Source organism: Nocardia sp. NPDC051570 (assembly GCF_044454005.1).
Classification (GTDB): Bacteria; Actinomycetota; Actinomycetes; order Mycobacteriales; family Mycobacteriaceae; genus Nocardia.
On the sequence record NZ_JBITDI010000023.1, the window covers coordinates 19,300 to 34,285 of the forward strand.

The window sequence follows — 14,986 nt, forward strand, 5'->3', positions numbered from 1 at the left end:
GTTATGAAGTGACCGAGGTGAAGTTGTCGAGGCTGTTGAGCCGCGTATTGTGCGCCGCCCGGATCAACCAGCGACCCGCCCGCTCGACGAGTACCAGAGTGATGAGACCGCGACGGTCCTCGCCGGCGTCAGCGCCGGGCAAGACGTGGTCAGCCCATGCCCACTGTGTGTGCACGAGCACCACTCCGGCAGCGATCGACTGAACGTCGAGAATCGTCTGGCTGTAGTTCTTCTTCTGCGCGAGAACAGAATCCGGGACATCTTCATGTCCGCGCACGTTGTCCTCGCGCGATCGCGACCACAGGCCACGGTGCGTGATGAAGTCGCAATCCTCGGTGAACAACTGCCCCCACTCCTGCATCTCATGCTGTATCCAGAGTTCGGTGTAGCGATCGAGGAGCTCTCGGATCGCTTCAGCGGATTCATGCATGAAACGAAGTCTGAAACCTAACCTCGATCAATCGTGTTGCCCGGGCTGATGCGCCGCCGGAATGGCGAAAGATGCCTGCTACCTGCGATAGTTCGACTTGCTGAAGGTTGAATTCTCGCGTTCGAAAGGCACCTTTCTGGTGATGGATTCTACGTGGTATCCGCGGAAGGCGGTGAGGGTGACGCCTCGGCGGCGGCGGACGAGGGTGCGTAAGGTGCTGACGTTCTGGTAGCCGACGGCTGCGGCTACCGAGGCGGCGGTGCGGTTCGTCGTCCGCAGCAGGTATGCGGCCTGGTCGAGGCGGATCTCCTGGATGAATTCCAGAGGGGACATTCCGAGTGTGACGGCGGTTGCGCGTTGCAGTGTTCGTTCGCTGACGCCGAGTTTGTCGGCCACCTGTGCGATTTGGAGCGGTTCGGCGATGTGGTCGCGGACCCACCGTTCGAACGCGACCAGCGTCGGGTCGCTCGCGACCAGCATCGAGGGCACCGCGAACGCCGCCTGTGACGGGCGATCGCCGGTGACCAGGAATCGTGCGACCAGATCGGCCAGCGCGGGGCTGCGCCGTTGCACGATCGAGAGGGCGAGGTCGATATGCGCGAAAGCCGCGCCGGCGGTGGTGATTCGGCCGTCCTGGGCCAGGGTTCTGCTGTCGTCGAGCTTCACCGCGGGGTATCGACCGCGGAAGACGGGCCCCAGCCACCAGCTCGTCGTCGCGGTCCGGCCGTCCAGCACGCCCGATTCCGCGAGTAGGAATGTGCCGGTGCAGGCGGCGGTGAGACGGACGCCCGCATCGTGCCATGCCGGGATCCATTCCAGCACAGGGTGTTCGCGGACGGATTCGATGATCCTGGACGGCGGTGTCGCCGCCAGGGCGGGTAGCACGGCGAGTTCGGGGGTGTTCGGCAGGTCATCCAGTGGAACGGTCTGAATCTCGAGCCGATGCCCGGTGCGTGCGGTGGCGGCCAGTCCGGCGACGACGATGTCGAACGGCGGGGGAGTGCCAGCGACGTTGTCACGCAATGCGTTTGCCGTCTCGAGAACGTCCAGGACGACGGCCAGCCCCGAATCGAAGACGCCGTCGAGCGCCACCACCGCGATTCGCATGTCGGAAATGATAACAAGAACGGCGCATCCGCCACTCCCGAACGCGTAAGGCCAGGTCATAGGCTTCTGAAGTACCGATTCGAAAGGACCTGGAAATGACTCTCAACTTCGGAATCCTCGCTCTGCTCGAGGCCAAGCCCGGCAAGGGGGACGAACTCGCCGCGTTTCTCGAGGCAGGCCGCGCACTCGCGGTGGCTGAGACCGACACCGTCACGTGGTATGCGTTCAAGGTGAACGAGACGACCTACGGGATCTTCGACACCTTCGCCGCCGAGAGCGGCCGCCAAGCGCACCTGAACGGGCAGATTCCCGTAGAACTCGGCAAGGTCGCCGACGACCTGCTGGCCACGCCCCCCAACATCCAGTTGGTCGACCTCGTCGCCGTCAAGTAGTTCTGAAGTCTTGGTCGAGATCGGGGAGTTGGTGCGAATCTGTCGCTGATCACTTGTATTTGTGACGTGTTCATGACATCTGTCGCCAACCGGAGTGACGGCGTCCTTGCTCTTTCGATAGCCGGTTATTGTCTGGTCAGTTCTGTGCTGGTGCGGTTCTGCAAGCGGCACTTCCTCGGTGCCGCCCGGGAGTTGACGGTCAGGAAGGGGTTGGATATGGAGTCGCTGCTTCGGAAGGCCCTGGTGATGACGGCCGGTGTGCTCGGCGCCGCTGCTGTGGTGGTGCCGACATCCGCGAGTGCCGAGCCAGCGCCGGGCTTGCCGCCCGATCCCGATGTGATACTCGGCGACGCGACGGTCTACGACATGACGAAACCTGTCCCGGCTGGGATCGATTTCCAATGGTTCTCGATGCTGAACCCAGAGGGTCCCGGAATCTTCCAGATGACCTTCAACGAATACATGGTGCCTGTCATGAGCTTCCGGACCGAAGACCCGGACGGCCACTTCATACATCAGTGGAACATCCCGTCGGCACCTGTCACCCGCACCCTCCCGCCGCAGATGCCCGCGCTCCACAGCAACGACCTCGATTTCGCCTACGATCAGCAGGCCGACGCCTGGCACCTTCAGGTTCACATGCCTGCCGCCGACACCTTCGTCGACGTTTACTACAGCAACTGGCATCCCGGTGCGAAGATGGATCCCCTCACCTGGGACGGGGAAAAGGTCTTCTGGGCATCCGGAATCGGAACGGCCAAGGTGAACGGCACCATCAAGTTTCCCAGCATGGACGCACCTCAACAGATCCACGACTGGGCCGGTGAGCAGGAGCGCATGTCCCAGGGCGGAACGAGCGGAATCTTCGAGAATCTCCGATTCGGCGTGTCACCTAATGGGCAACTGAGCCCGGGATTCTGGGTGCTCGGCCCCGGCCACAACAACGGCTATGACTACCTCCAGGGTGGAAACCCCGACGGTTCTTCCGATCAGGTGTTTCTGATCCACCAGAACGACGGCTCCTTGACCGGCATATTCGCGCACACGGCGGCCGATGGTCAGCGCACCATGTGCGTACCCGATTTTTATGAGTACCAGGATATGAGCGACTATCCGAGCGACCGCTTCTCGCCCCATACCGGCACCTTCCGCTATCCGAAGCGGATTACTACCGGCTGCGGTGGCGAGAAGTTGACCTTCACGGTCACCGAGCCGCACGCTTTCGATGCCGCGGGGCCCGGTGCAGACTTCATGACCACCATGTCCAAAGGCCACACCGACGTTCCCGGATCGGTGTCGACCATCCAGCATCTCCAGAACGCCTTCTCCGGAAGTTTCGACGGCATGCCGCTGGATCTGCCGTTTCCGACGGTATCGACTTTCGTCCGTTGACGAACCGAGCCGCGTCGTCACGATTATGAACCCGAACTCCGCTGGTCACTCAGTTGTACGGCTACGGCAGCGAGGCAGACGTAGACGGTCGTCACGACAATTCCTGTCGTGCAGATCGCGATTGGTGACAAATCGATGAAAGCCAGTGGCAAATACGGTGATCAGTCACACCCACTCAGCGGCTATAGCAGAGCGTCGCGAACAAGGCAGATCCTGATCGGCACGATCACCGGTCACGCGGCACCGACCACTGCCGCAGGGACTATCCCAACGATGAACATCGATACGATACCGAACAGTCATTCCAGCGTGAGCTTGTCGCATCTAACCTTGTTCTCGGAGGAGCCGGATCGAGAGCACAGGGATTCGATGGCCCTTGATGTTACGAACCGGCTGCTCGGTGGTTCGGTAGAAGGTGGAACGGCTGATGTCGGCCCGGCGATGATCTCGCGCACGGTGACAGCGTGGTACCCCCTTGTCCAGGACGACCGCGATCAGCGCGTCCTCGATCGCGGTCCGACTGCGACGTACCCCGCGGTCCGCTGCGGCATTCACGGCTCCCCACCTCGGCGTCTTCCGTGAACCACACGACGGCGACAGGTGGATCTGTCGCCGGGATCGTTCTATCACCCTGCCTTATGCGGAACTGGTCGAGATCGGAGACGCCGCAATCCCGTACGCTATCCCGGAGGTGGCACTGCTTTTCAAAGCCAAAGCACATCGCGCGAAAGACGACGCCGACTTCGCGCGAGTGGTGCCGCTTCTCCCCACCCACCGTGTCGAGCGACTGTCGGCATGGCTCACCCGCATCCACCCACAACACGAATGGCTTGCCACACTGACCGGTTCGCCCCGCTGACGGAGATCAGCTCGGCCAGGGGATGCACGCGCATGCCGAATTCAGGATGAGTTCTCACGGCGAGATATCGATTCCGGCTGACGACCACACACGCCAATCCCCCGTCGGAATGTAGATGACGACACCATTGTCGGCATGTTCGATGTGTACGTCATCGGCATAGCCGAAAGTATTGTCGTACTCCACGATCACGTGGTCGCCGGCCGCGAGTTGATGCTCATCGCCCTGGATCTCGTAGGTGACTGTGATCGGTTTGTCCCCGGCCTGGATGCGTACCCTCATGATTCGAGAACCTTACGAGGGTTCAGATCACCACGCGCCGAGGGCAAGACATCGAACGCACTACTCTGCCGCGTGCAGGTCGTTCGAGCGAGCCGTAGCCGTTGGCCGCCAGTCGATCTCGTCCAATCCATTCCGTTGTCGACGTAGGTGATTTTGTCCACCTCGAAGGTTTCACATGGGAAACGAATGCGCAGTGCCCGCACCCGTCACCCACCCACTCGCCGAGAGAAAGAGATCGTGGCGAGCATCATCACCAGACTCGCACTGTCCCTGCGGGATTCCCGTGGTGTGACCGTTGCCGGTAGTCCTGTCGTCGTGATCCGCTGTCGCCGAGTCCATTTCGCGTCGGGATGTCCCGCGGCGCAGGACATCCCGAGTAGCGGACAGCCGTACGCGGCTCGGCGGTGTCAGCAATAGACGGGATAGTCCTCGAGTGTGACGGCGTTGGCCGCGTGAGCGAGGATGGCGGGCGGGACCGTTCTGTCGAGGGCCTTGTCCTGCGCGAGCTGGTGGACTTCGTGGACGTAGCCTGCCATCGCCTGCTGGTAGCGTTCGAAAGCTACCCGGTGGTCGCCGGAGTTGTTCGCGAGTTCGCCTGCGAGCACGTAGGTTCCGACGAGGGCCATGCTGGTGCCCATGCCACCGCGCGGTGAAGCGCAGTAACCCGCGTCGCCGACGAGCGCGACCCGCCCGTTCGACCAGCGATCGAGGCAGGCCTGGCTCATCGGGTCGAAGTAGAAGTCCGGCGCGTCCCACATACTCGCCAGCAGCCGGGGCGTTTCCCAGCCGACATCGGCGTAGCGCTCGGCGATGATGGTCTTCTGCTGGTCGAGATCCCGATGGTCGACGGCGAGTTCCTCGGACCCGAACCGCAGCATCACCCGTGCTTCGGCGTTCCGCCGCACGCTGTAGACGCCGATCAGCGCGTCATCAGTGGTGTGGTACACCTGCCAACGGTCGAGGCCGAGATAGTTCTCCACACTGAAGATCGCGAGATACATACCGAGGAAGTGGATGCACTCCGACTCCGGGCCGAAGACCAGCCTGCGCACGCCGGAGTGCAGGCCGTCCGCGCCGATCACCAGGTCGAAACGACGCCGACCGGTGTGCTCGAAGTCGACCTCGACACCGTGGTCGTCCTGCGTGATCGAGGTGATGGAATCGCCGAACACATACTCGGTCTCGGCGCGGCTCGGGTCGAACAACAGGGTCGTCAGGTCATCGCGCATGATCTCGACGTCGTCGGTGCCGATCAATCCGCTGGTCAGAGTGGACTCGGTGGTCCTGGTCAACTCCACACCCCGACTGTCCACGAACGACATTCCGCGCACGTCGGTCGTCGCGGCCCGGATCTCATCGAGCAGCCCCATCCGTTCCACGACGTGTAACGCCGTGCCACGGATGTCGATGGCCTGCCCGCCCCGGCGCAGGCCGGGCGCCCGCTCCACGACTGTCGTATGAAAACCCGCGCGCTGCAACCAGTAAGCCAGCGCCAGCCCCGCCACACTTGCTCCGGAGATCAAAACGTTCTTGTTTCGCACGACACTCTCCCAATGCTGCCGATCTCGGTGAATTGCGTTGCCGCGTATCGCGGTCACTTCCAGCCTCGACGCGGGATACCGTGTCAGCAATGCAAAGATCGGCACGCAATAATTCCGTTCTGAGCAATAATCTCGGGGAGCTGCCGTGGACCTGAACCTGCTCGCTGCGCTCGACGCGCTGCTCCAGGAGACCAGCGTGACCAAGGCCGCCGACCGGCTCAAAACCTCGCCCGCCGCGATGAGCCGTAAACTCGCCAGCCTCCGCAGGATCGTCGGTGACCCGCTCCTCGTCCGTGCCGGGCAGGAGATGACACCCACCCCCCGAGCCCTCGAACTCCGGGCGGAGGTGCGCGCGCTCATCGAGCGTTCCGAGACGGTCCTCGCGCCTTCGGGCGGCCTCGACATCGCCACGCTGCAGCGAACATTCACCGTACAGATCAGCGAGTTCCTCCTCGCAGGCCTGGCCGCGCAGTTGATCGGTCGACTGCACTCCCAGGCTCCCGGGGTCGGTGTCGTATTCCTCGCCGAATCCTTCGAGGACACCCCCGCCCTCCGGCAAGGTGTGGTGGATATCGAGGTGGGGGTGCTGGACCACCTCGATCCGGAGACCCGTACCGAACACTTGACGACCGTGCCGCCACTCGGTGTGGCCAGGAGCGATCACCCACTGCTCGACAACCCCATCGACGCCCGCGGATTCGCCGCCGCCGACCACATCAGCATCTCCCGCACCGCCAAGCGCCACGGCCCGATCGATGCCGAGCTGGCCAAACAGGGCCTGCGGCGAAACGTCGCGGTCGTCGTACCCAGTCACCTCGGTGCGATGATGCTGGTCAAAACAACCGACCTGGTCTGCATGACCCCCGGCGGCGGCCTGACCGACGCCGTCACCGCGCTCGGGCTACGCACCTTTCCCATCCCACTTGCCCTGCCGCCCATCGAGATCGGGATGGCCTGGCATCCCAGGCAGGACGCCGATCAGGCGCACCGCTGGTTCCGCGAGCACGTCCGCAGCGCTCTCACCCGGCAAAACCTCTGAGCGACGACGATCTCTATGACACGCAAAACTATACGGACCTGACCAGCGAAGACATCGACGCTCGAGTCAAGGCAGAGGCGCGACGACCCGTCATGCTCGGCACGGTTACAAACGCATCCGGGGGTCCGAACGCCCAGTAGCCGATGTGCGGATGTCTACCAGCGGCTGTCCGAGCATCCGAGGAACACGGCACCGGCTAGTCGAGCGCCCGGAAGTGCGTGACCAGGCGGTGCTGGTCGTCGAGGATGTGAAAGGCCAGTCCCGGGGCAAGGTCGTAGTCGACCTCGGCGCGGCCTTCGCAGGGCAGCGGGACGGTCGAGACCACACCGGGGCCCACGCACAACGGGAGCCCGGCGAAAATCGTGGTGGCGGCGACATGGGCATGTCCACACAGCACCGCGACGACCTGCCGATGACGGGTCAACAGCTCGGCAAGGCGCTGTTCACCGAATTGGCGAACCCGGTCCACGAAGGGGGTGTGCAGTTCCACGGGAGGGTGGTGGAAGCACACGAACACCGGCAGGCCGTCGGTCTCCGTGGCGAGCGCCTCGTCCAGCCACATCAGTGTCCGGTCGCTCAACATGCCCTCGTCGCTGCCGGGAATCGTGGAGTCGCACAGCATGAAGACCGCGCCGGGTATGCGGACGACGCGGTTCACCTCGTCCTCGGAACCGCTCTCGCTGAGTAGACCTACCCGGAACGCGGAGCGGGTGTCGTGATTGCCGGGCAGGACCAGTACCGGACACGGCAGGTCCAGCACCGCCCGTGCCTGGTCATATTCGACAGCCGCGCCGTGGTCGGCGATATCACCGGTGACCAGCACCGCGTCGAGTTGGTCAGCCATGCCGCGCAGGTAGTTCAGGACCCGCTCGGCACGCCGCGTGGCCCGCGGGCCGGTGTCCAGGTGCAGATCGCTGACATGGGCGATGACGATCATCGTTGCCCCCGCGATATCGGATACATCATGTTCGGGCCCAGAGTCGGCGCTGTTCCCCTCGCGACCGTAGCCACTCCCGACACCGCTGTCGTTTCGATCATGTTCCCATGCTCGAACACAACCACATCGCCTGTCGCGAGCCAATTTCAACTCCCTGGACCGATGCCCTGCCGCGCGGTCACGACCGCGATGCACCGACGCTCGAACGCACTGACCTTCAGGGCCGTTCCATCGCAAGCCGCTGATCCGCCATTTCGTATCCTGCCTCAGTACCCTGACTTCGTATGGCTGACAGCGAGATCGAGATCACCGCAGACCTGGTCCGCGACCTGCTGCAGGAGCAACATCCAGACCTTGCAGAGCTGACCATCCGCGAGGTGGCGGGCGGCTGGGGGAATCAAATGTGGCGTCTTGGGGACGGGTTGGCCGTGCGCATGCAGCGCATGGATTCCACCCCGGAACGTCAGCTCGGGGAGCGGCGGTGGCTACCCGTGTTGGCCCCGCGCCTGCCGCTCCCGGTGCCGACCCCGGTGCGGTTCGGCGAACCGTCCGAGCGGTTCCCCAAGCACTGGACCGTGATGACGTGGGTTCCCGGTGAGCCGCTGGACCACGGCACGATCAGCCGCGGCGCCCACGCGGCCGACACGCTGGCGGGCTTCCTCCGGGCGCTCCATGTGGAGGCACCCGCCGAGGCACCGATCGCTGAAGACCGCGGCGCCCATCCCAGGAACTGCACGGACGGCTTCGAGAAATTCTTGCAGGCCGTTGCTCCCGACGACATCGCTGCCGACGTCCGGGCTGTCTGGGCCGACGCCGCAGCGGCGCAGCCGTGGGAGGGGCCGCCGGTGTGGGTGCACGGCGACCTCCATCCTGCGAACGTCGTCGTCTCGGACGGAATGCTCTCGGGCATCGTCGATTTCGGTGACATGTTCGCTGGCGATCCGGCGTGGGACCTCGCCGCCGCATGGGTGCTGCTACCCGCGGATACGGCCTCGCGGTTCTTCGAGATGTACGCGCAAGCAGATGAGGCGGCGATCCGGCGCGCCCGCGGGCTGGCTGCTATGAAGAGTCTCTTTCTGATGCTCATGGGGCAGAACGGAGATCGGGGCCTCCCCGGCGGCAAGCCGCACTGGGGACCTGCGGGCCGGGCGGCACTTGATCGTGTACTGAAAGGGCTTTGATACACGCTGCTTCGAACGTGTTCGATCGTGGTTCGGCGGTCGGCTCAGGCGATTTCCTTGTCGGTGATGCTGCCTTCTCGTAGCTCCCGTCGCAGTGCATCCAACGCACTCGATTGCCGCCGTGCGGGCGTTCAAGCGAGCCGCAGCCGTTGGTAGCTGAACGATCTCACGGAACGTCCACTACTGCCGTTGCGACACGATGTCGCACGATGCGAGTGAACTCGCAGATAGGAGGGCCGAAACTGGTTTCGGCTGTGTGAGTTCCGGGCTCGTGCTCGAGGCCCGGCCCCGCTCTGACGTGCGTTGCTGGTGACGGCAGGGTGCGAAGCTCAGAGGAACGCCGAAGGGTCCCTGTTCCATCCGGGGGCCACGGGTCAGGGGCAGGCCGGGCGGGTGAATCGCGTGAACCTTCGTTGATGTCTCGTAAAGAGGACCCTGTTCGATGGATTGCGGTTGACAGGGGGTAGGGACTGGCCGTTGAAATGCGGCAGGCGCCGGTCGAGGACGGCACTCGACCGGGAGAGCACCGCCGTCCCCGGGATAGAGGAGGCACCCTCCCCGGTCGTATCTCGCGCGTGTGGAACGTGGTAACCCCGACGGGGTCCGGACGAAGTTCGCTGTCCGGTAGGTCGACTGTGAGGAAAGCTGAACTCCCCGAGCGGGATTGGGATGGCCCGAGAAGCGAATGCCGGTGGCCGAAAGGCAATGGGAAACCGCGACAGACACAGCTGGCCCCTCCGCCAGTTCGTCACGGATAACCAGCCGGATACGGGACTGCGTGCCCGGACCCGAAAGGGTGCTGACGCGGGCCAGGTGAGCCTGTGGAGGAAAAGGGTGGCCAAGACGCTGGAACCGACGGGCAAGTTAGACGCCGGATACCCGGTGAACGGACCAGAGGGCAACGTCTTCGATTGCGTCGCTGCAGGATTAGCGGGCAGTCAGGACGCGCACGGCGACGACGGTACCTGACCCCCACGGGCTTGCTTGAGCCGGATGCATAGCAATGTGCACGTCCGGTTCTGAGGGGGGCCGGGCGCAGTAATGCGCTCGGCCTACCCGGCCAGTGCGAGCGTTCTGTGGGACGAGATCGACTGCGGCGCAGAACGTCCGCTCTAGCGACGGTCGGAAGTCGGTTCCTTATGCTTTGGCACCGCACTCTCCGACGGTGTGGGCTGTGCGGAACCTAGTGCGTCTGGTTCGCGGCTGTCGATTCCTGGAAATCGACGAGTGCTTCTCCGTGCACCTGCGCCCACTCCGTCAGCATCGCTATCGGCTCCTGCAGAGTCCGGCCGAGCGGGGTCAGGCTGTATTCCACCCGTGGGGGCGCTTCGGCGTACCGCTGTCGATCGATGAGGCCGTTGCTCTGCAGGCGGCGGAGGGTCTGGGTGAGCACTTTCCGGGAGATCCCGCCGGACAGAGCCACAAGTTCACTGTGCCGCTTGGGGCCGTCCTCGAGCGCGTACAAGGTGACTACGGACCACTTGTTCGCGACGATCTCGAGTGCCGTGCGCGCAGGACAGTCGGACATGAACATGATTCCGGCAGAAGAGCTCACGGTCCGAAGGTTACCAAAGGGTACCTATCGGATTCCTAGCGTTGCCATCATGCACATCGCAGCCCTGATCCTGTCCGTCCTGCTCGCTCTGGCGATGCTCCAGTCCGGCGTGATGAAGTTCGTCCGCCCCGCGTGGATACGCCAATTCGCCGAAGCGGTCCACCTCACCACTTCCCAGCTCACCATGCTCGGGAGCCTGCAGATCGCCGCGACGCTCGGTCTCATCGGGGGCATCTGGTTCCCGCCCTTCGCGATCGCCGCCGCAATCGGGCTGGTGCTCTACTTCGGCGGCGCGATCCTCGCCCACATCCGCAGCGGCGACCGGAACATGCTGGGAGCCATAGTCTTCCTCGCGTTCTCGATCGCGACATCAGTCGTGCTCGTACTCAATGTTCACCTCGCCTGAACTCGCGTTCCCACCTCGGCGGCCAGCCCACCTCGCCCTCCGACCCGAACCTGCGGCAGCACACCACCCCACACCAGGAACGCCCTGTAATGGCGATTACCGGGCAGTTGATCATCTCCGATTAACCTCGAGTTACTTCTCCGTTTTCGGTCTCATTCCTCCCGGAGTTGGCCTGTCGCTGAACAGGATCCGGTTGGGGTTGTCGGTCTCGATGGCGAGACTCTCCCGATGAGTACCAGACGGTAGGGTGCCTGAAGTGGCGAAGATTGCTTTTCTTGGTTTGGGCCGGATGGGGTCGGGAATGGCGGCACGGATGGTGGCCGCTGGGCACAAGGTGGCCGTGTTCAACCGCTCGCCCGAGAAAGCGGCGGGGTTCGTGTCGGCCGGAGCGGTCCTCGCGGCCACGCCACGCGCAGCAGCGGAGCGAGCGGATGCAATCATTGCGATGGTGGCCGACGACGTCGCCTCGCGAGCGGTATGGCTGGGGGACAACGGTGCTCTGGCTGCCGATGTCGCTGCTGGTGCGTTCGCAGTCGAGTGCTCTACGCTTTCCCGGCCGTGGGTGCTGGAGCTGGCGAAACATGCTGACACGCAAGGATTTCGGTATATAGACTCGCCTGTGACCGGGCTACCCGATGCTGCTGCCGCTGGTCAGTTGACCCTGTTCGTCGGTGCCAATCGAGATCATCTCGATGCCGCACGTCCACTCTTGGATCCGTTGTGCACCAATATCATTCGCTTCGGTGAGATCGGCGCGGGCACCGCATACAAGCTGCTGCAAAACCTGCTCGGCTCGATCCAGATCGCGTCTACTGCCGAGGCCTTGCGTACCGCCGAGCTCGCCGGGCTCGACTTGGCGGCCGTCGTGGATACCCTTTCCCGCGGTGGCGCTGCCAGCCCCACGGTGGTCCGCGTCGGTCGATTGATGCTGGACGGGATTCATGATCGCGACATCGCGTTCACAGCCGCCCTGCGCCTGAAGGACACCCGTATTGGTGTCGAGCAGGCCGATTCCCTGAACGCGCCTGCCACCCTGGGCCACGCCGCGTACGGGATTTTCGGGCGGTTGGTCGAGGCCGGTCATGGCGATCTCAACGAAACCAAGGTGCTCGATCTGCTGCGCGAGTGACGGTGCCACCGCGTCGACCGGGCTGTACAAGTCTCCGGTATTGCCGCGACCCGCGCGGTTCGAATCGGCTGCGCGACGACCTTGAAGATCAACGGACAGAGATCATCTCGGGCAGCGTGCAGCCGTCGGCACTGCGCGATAATGCCGATACGGTGTGTTTTCTGCACGGTGTGACGTCAACGACCAGTTTGAGGTGGCGTTACGGTGCGTTCCACAACCGCACGGTCTTGTCGGCACTGCCGGTGGCCAGCAGCGTGCCGTCCGGGCTGAATGCCACTGACTCAACCTTGTCGGTGTGGCCGGTGAGGGGTTGGCCGGCAGGTTGATGTCTATGCACATCCCACAGTCGGATAGTTCGATCTTCACCAGTGGAGGCCAGTAGTGCCCCGTTCGGGCTGAAGGCCACCGCCCGCACCGTGCTGGTGTGGCCGGTGAGGGGTGGTCCGGCAGGTTGGCGAGTACCGATATCCCACAATTGCACCGTGTCGGCACTGCCGACGGCCAGCCGTGTGCCGTCCGGGCTGAACGTCACCGACCCGACAGTTTCGCCGCTATGGTTGATAAGGAGGGGCTGTCCGTCGGGTTGGCGGGCATGGACATTCCACAACCGCACACTACCGTCGCTACGGGCGGTGACGAGCAACGTGCTGTCCGGGCTGAACGCTATCGAGTACAACATGTTGGTGTCGTCGTGGACGGGCTGCAGCTGTTCATGTGTTCGCGCATCCAAGAACTGCACAATGTGGTCGCCGGGGCTGTTGGCGGCTACCAGGGTGCCGTCCGGGCTGAATGCCACCTCATACGTGATGTTGTTACTGTAATTCCGAGTCCCGGCACCCAGCCGCGTTCACCGATTAGCGGCCAGCACTGCCGCGAGGCCTTCTTGCAGGTCCTTGACGAAATACTCGGGAACCTCCAGCGACGGGAAATGTCCCCCGGTTTCGGGCGACCTCCATCGGACGATCTGTCGGTACCGCTCCTGTGCCCAGGGGCGCGGGCACTTCTCGATGTCGCGGGGATACATAGTGAGTGCTGACGGGACGTCGACCCGAAGTTCGGGGTCGAGCGAGTTGTGGCTTTCGTAGTAAATGCGGGCCGACGATGCGCCGGTCCGCGTCAGCCAATACAGGGTGACGTCATCGAGAACGCGGTCTATGGAAATCCTCTCGAACGGGCTGTCTTCGGTGTCTGTCCACTCGGCGAACTTATCGAGGATCCAGGCAAGAAGCCCGACCGGTGAGTCGACGAGCGAGTAGCCGATGGTCTGCGGTCGGGTCGCCTGCTGCTTCGCGTACGCCGCGCGGTGGCGCCAGAAATCGCGGGTTTCCTCGGTCCATCTGCGCTCGACCGCCGTCAGCCCGTCCGTTGTCAAACCGGGCGGTCCCTCCGCGAACGTTGTGTGGATGCCGAGAACGTGCGCCGAGAACCTGCCGCCGAGAACCGTGGTGATATTGCCTCCCCAGTCGCCGCCGTGGGCTGCGAACTTGCTGTAGCCGAGCCTTCCCATCAGTTCCACCCATGCGGCCGCGATCTTTTCGGTTCCCCACCCGGTGGTGGCCGGCTTGTCGCTGTAACCAAAGCCTGGTAGCGACGGGACCACGACGTGGAACGCCGGCGCGTCTGCATCTTTCGGATCTGCCAGCTCGTCTACTACATCGATGAACCGAGCAATGCTGTCTGGCCAGCCGTGCGTCAAGATCAGAGGAGTGGCATCTGCGCGCGCGGATCGGCGGTGCAGGAAGTGGATTCCCAGATCGTCAATGGTCGTGCGGAACTGGCCGATGCGGTTGAGGCGCTCTTCGAACGACCGCCACTTGTACCCGGTGCGCCAGTAGTTCACGACATCGACGAGGTCGGCGAGAGGAACGCCCTGTTCCCATCGGCGAGGGTCGGGCGCGGCGCGACAGACCGTCTCGGCCTCCGGTAGCCGCGCCGCGGCCAGTCGCGTGCGCAGATCGTCCAGGTCAGCGTCAGTGGCGTGGGCTTCGAATGCTTGCACGTCGCTGGTTGGACGGGGCATGAGATCTCCTCATCATCGCGGAACCGGCTACGACCTATCGCGAACCGGCTAAGACGGTTCTAACATGTCTCGATGTCAGCGTGCAACCAGCTAAGGTGGTTCTATGCGTGCCGAGTTCCCTGACTTTCGCCCTGGTAACGTGCTAGCGACCAGCTTCACGGGGACTCTGTCGGAGCGTCGTGGCGACGCTGTGGAGCGCATTCCCACGCCGCAGCGACTCGTCGACTGGCTGGCAGTGAACGGCCTTGCCGTGGAGTCCTGCACCACCTCCCAGCTCGAACTCGCTTGGGAACTGAGGGAATCAATTCACGCCGCCGCGACAGCGGCCGCGATCCAAGACGCTCTCCCTGCGTCTGCTGTCCAAGTCATCAATGACTGCAGCATTCAGGGTCGGGCCGCGGCTATCCTGACGCCCGAGGGCAATCGTCAATGGCGACTTAGCTCGGCTTCCTGCGTAGAAGATGCGCTAAGCGTGATCGCCGCCGACGCGATCAGCATCATCGCAAGCGAACGAGACGGAAAATTGGCCTTGTGCGCATCGCCAACCTGCCAAGCCGCCTTCTTCGACACTAGTCAAAGTCGCACCCGCAAATGGTGTGACATGAACACGTGCGGGAATCGTCAGAAGAAGGCGCGCTTCAATGCCAACCAGCGCAAAAACACCAGGAGCTGACTACACTCGACGATAGTATCCGATAATGCCGCGTGGCGGGCCG

At 63.6% G+C, this 14,986-nt stretch carries 18 protein-coding genes; 10 read left to right on the forward strand and 8 right to left on the reverse strand.

The annotated features are described in order from the left end of the window. Position 1: 1 nt before the first annotated feature. Positions 2–430: an SgcJ/EcaC family oxidoreductase gene (locus tag ACIA76_RS37900; RefSeq protein ID WP_397159344.1), complete on the reverse strand. Its 429-nt coding sequence runs from the start codon at positions 428–430 to the stop codon at positions 2–4. Between the two features lie 78 nt (positions 431–508). Continuing rightward, positions 509–1,537 carry a GlxA family transcriptional regulator gene (locus ACIA76_RS37905; RefSeq protein WP_397159346.1) on the reverse strand — a complete coding sequence of 343 codons (1,029 nt, stop codon included), beginning with the start codon at positions 1,535–1,537 and terminating at the stop codon, positions 509–511. A 95-nt stretch (positions 1,538–1,632) separates the two neighbouring features. Here ACIA76_RS37905 and ACIA76_RS37910 point away from each other — a divergent pair, with 95 nt between their 5' ends. The 4 genes from ACIA76_RS37910 (at position 1,633) to ACIA76_RS37925 (ending at position 4,180) form a co-directional block, all read left to right on the forward strand. Next, positions 1,633–1,929, forward strand: a complete 297-nt coding sequence (locus tag ACIA76_RS37910) for a putative quinol monooxygenase (RefSeq protein WP_397159348.1) — start codon at positions 1,633–1,635, stop codon at positions 1,927–1,929. Between the two features lie 144 nt (positions 1,930–2,073). After that, a complete protein-coding gene (locus ACIA76_RS37915) occupies positions 2,074–3,321 on the forward strand; it encodes a hypothetical protein (protein ID WP_397159350.1) in 1,248 nt (415 codons plus the stop codon). 108 nt (positions 3,322–3,429) lie between these two features. Continuing rightward, complete coding sequence (locus ACIA76_RS37920) at positions 3,430–3,903, forward strand: hypothetical protein (RefSeq protein WP_397159352.1); 474 nt, start codon at positions 3,430–3,432, stop codon at positions 3,901–3,903. A 109-nt stretch (positions 3,904–4,012) separates the two neighbouring features. Then, the gene (locus ACIA76_RS37925) at positions 4,013–4,180 is read left to right on the forward strand and encodes a hypothetical protein (RefSeq protein ID WP_397159354.1); all 168 of its coding nucleotides are present in this window, start codon (positions 4,013–4,015) and stop codon (positions 4,178–4,180) included. A gap of 54 nt (positions 4,181–4,234) precedes the next feature. Here ACIA76_RS37925 and ACIA76_RS37930 read toward each other — a convergent pair whose 3' ends face one another. After that, positions 4,235–4,462: a hypothetical protein gene (locus ACIA76_RS37930; RefSeq protein WP_397159357.1), complete on the reverse strand. Its 228-nt coding sequence runs from the start codon at positions 4,460–4,462 to the stop codon at positions 4,235–4,237. 407 nt (positions 4,463–4,869) lie between these two features. Next, entirely contained in the window at positions 4,870–6,003 is a 1,134-nt protein-coding gene (locus tag ACIA76_RS37935) for an FAD-dependent monooxygenase (RefSeq protein WP_397159359.1), read from the reverse strand. A gap of 145 nt (positions 6,004–6,148) precedes the next feature. On the opposite strand from ACIA76_RS37935, the gene ACIA76_RS37940 reads away from it, so the two are divergent. Further along, positions 6,149–7,042 carry a LysR family transcriptional regulator gene (locus tag ACIA76_RS37940; protein ID WP_397159361.1) on the forward strand — a complete coding sequence of 298 codons (894 nt, stop codon included), beginning with the start codon at positions 6,149–6,151 and terminating at the stop codon, positions 7,040–7,042. Positions 7,043–7,238: 196 nt separating this feature from the next. Here the strand turns inward: ACIA76_RS37940 and ACIA76_RS37945 are convergent, their stop codons facing one another. Continuing rightward, positions 7,239–7,979, reverse strand: coding sequence for a metallophosphoesterase (locus ACIA76_RS37945; protein ID WP_397159363.1), 741 nt, complete (start codon positions 7,977–7,979; stop codon positions 7,239–7,241). A 284-nt stretch (positions 7,980–8,263) separates the two neighbouring features. Between ACIA76_RS37945 and ACIA76_RS37950 the strand changes: the two genes are divergently transcribed. Both ACIA76_RS37950 and ACIA76_RS37955 read left to right on the forward strand, forming a co-directional pair. Further along, positions 8,264–9,160, forward strand: coding sequence for an aminoglycoside phosphotransferase family protein (locus tag ACIA76_RS37950; protein WP_397159365.1), 897 nt, complete (start codon positions 8,264–8,266; stop codon positions 9,158–9,160). Between the two features lie 834 nt (positions 9,161–9,994). Further along, entirely contained in the window at positions 9,995–10,129 is a 135-nt protein-coding gene (locus ACIA76_RS37955; protein ID WP_397159368.1) for a hypothetical protein, read from the forward strand. 214 nt (positions 10,130–10,343) lie between these two features. On the opposite strand, the gene ACIA76_RS37960 is transcribed toward ACIA76_RS37955, so the two are convergent. Further along, on the reverse strand, positions 10,344–10,715 hold the full coding sequence (locus ACIA76_RS37960) for a winged helix-turn-helix transcriptional regulator (RefSeq protein ID WP_397159370.1): 372 nt from the start codon (positions 10,713–10,715) through the stop codon (positions 10,344–10,346). 49 nt (positions 10,716–10,764) lie between these two features. Here ACIA76_RS37960 and ACIA76_RS37965 point away from each other — a divergent pair, with 49 nt between their 5' ends. Together ACIA76_RS37965 and ACIA76_RS37970 are read left to right on the forward strand one after the other, a co-directional pair. Continuing rightward, complete coding sequence (locus ACIA76_RS37965) at positions 10,765–11,121, forward strand: DoxX family protein (protein WP_397159372.1); 357 nt, start codon at positions 10,765–10,767, stop codon at positions 11,119–11,121. 256 nt (positions 11,122–11,377) lie between these two features. Further along, positions 11,378–12,250: an NAD(P)-dependent oxidoreductase gene (locus tag ACIA76_RS37970; RefSeq protein WP_397159375.1), complete on the forward strand. Its 873-nt coding sequence runs from the start codon at positions 11,378–11,380 to the stop codon at positions 12,248–12,250. Between the two features lie 199 nt (positions 12,251–12,449). Here the strand turns inward: ACIA76_RS37970 and ACIA76_RS37975 are convergent, their stop codons facing one another. Next, the gene (locus ACIA76_RS37975; RefSeq protein ID WP_397159377.1) at positions 12,450–13,046 is read right to left on the reverse strand and encodes a WD40 repeat domain-containing protein; all 597 of its coding nucleotides are present in this window, start codon (positions 13,044–13,046) and stop codon (positions 12,450–12,452) included. 51 nt (positions 13,047–13,097) lie between these two features. Continuing rightward, positions 13,098–14,270, reverse strand: coding sequence for an epoxide hydrolase family protein (locus ACIA76_RS37980; RefSeq protein WP_397159379.1), 1,173 nt, complete (start codon positions 14,268–14,270; stop codon positions 13,098–13,100). A 103-nt stretch (positions 14,271–14,373) separates the two neighbouring features. On the opposite strand from ACIA76_RS37980, the gene ACIA76_RS37985 reads away from it, so the two are divergent. Beyond that, entirely contained in the window at positions 14,374–14,943 is a 570-nt protein-coding gene (locus tag ACIA76_RS37985) for a CGNR zinc finger domain-containing protein (protein ID WP_397159382.1), read from the forward strand. The last annotated feature ends 43 nt before the right edge of the window (positions 14,944–14,986 follow it).

Bases quoted from the DNA above. Each gene is read 5' to 3' on its own strand.
- ACIA76_RS37965 (WP_397159372.1), top strand. From the start codon at position 10,765: ATGCACATCGCAGCCCTGATCCTGTCCGTCCTGCTCGCTCTGGCGATG.
- ACIA76_RS37950 (WP_397159365.1), top strand. From the start codon at position 8,264: ATGGCTGACAGCGAGATCGAGATCACCGCAGACCTGGTCCGCGACCTG.
- ACIA76_RS37900 (WP_397159344.1), bottom strand. From the start codon at position 430: ATGCATGAATCCGCTGAAGCGATCCGAGAGCTCCTCGATCGCTACACC.
- ACIA76_RS37945 (WP_397159363.1), bottom strand. From the start codon at position 7,979: ATGATCGTCATCGCCCATGTCAGCGATCTGCACCTGGACACCGGCCCG.
- ACIA76_RS37980 (WP_397159379.1), bottom strand. From the start codon at position 14,270: ATGCCCCGTCCAACCAGCGACGTGCAAGCATTCGAAGCCCACGCCACT.
- ACIA76_RS37905 (WP_397159346.1), bottom strand. From the start codon at position 1,537: ATGCGAATCGCGGTGGTGGCGCTCGACGGCGTCTTCGATTCGGGGCTG.
- ACIA76_RS37985 (WP_397159382.1), top strand. From the start codon at position 14,374: ATGCGTGCCGAGTTCCCTGACTTTCGCCCTGGTAACGTGCTAGCGACC.
- ACIA76_RS37930 (WP_397159357.1), bottom strand. From the start codon at position 4,462: ATGAGGGTACGCATCCAGGCCGGGGACAAACCGATCACAGTCACCTAC.
- ACIA76_RS37910 (WP_397159348.1), top strand. From the start codon at position 1,633: ATGACTCTCAACTTCGGAATCCTCGCTCTGCTCGAGGCCAAGCCCGGC.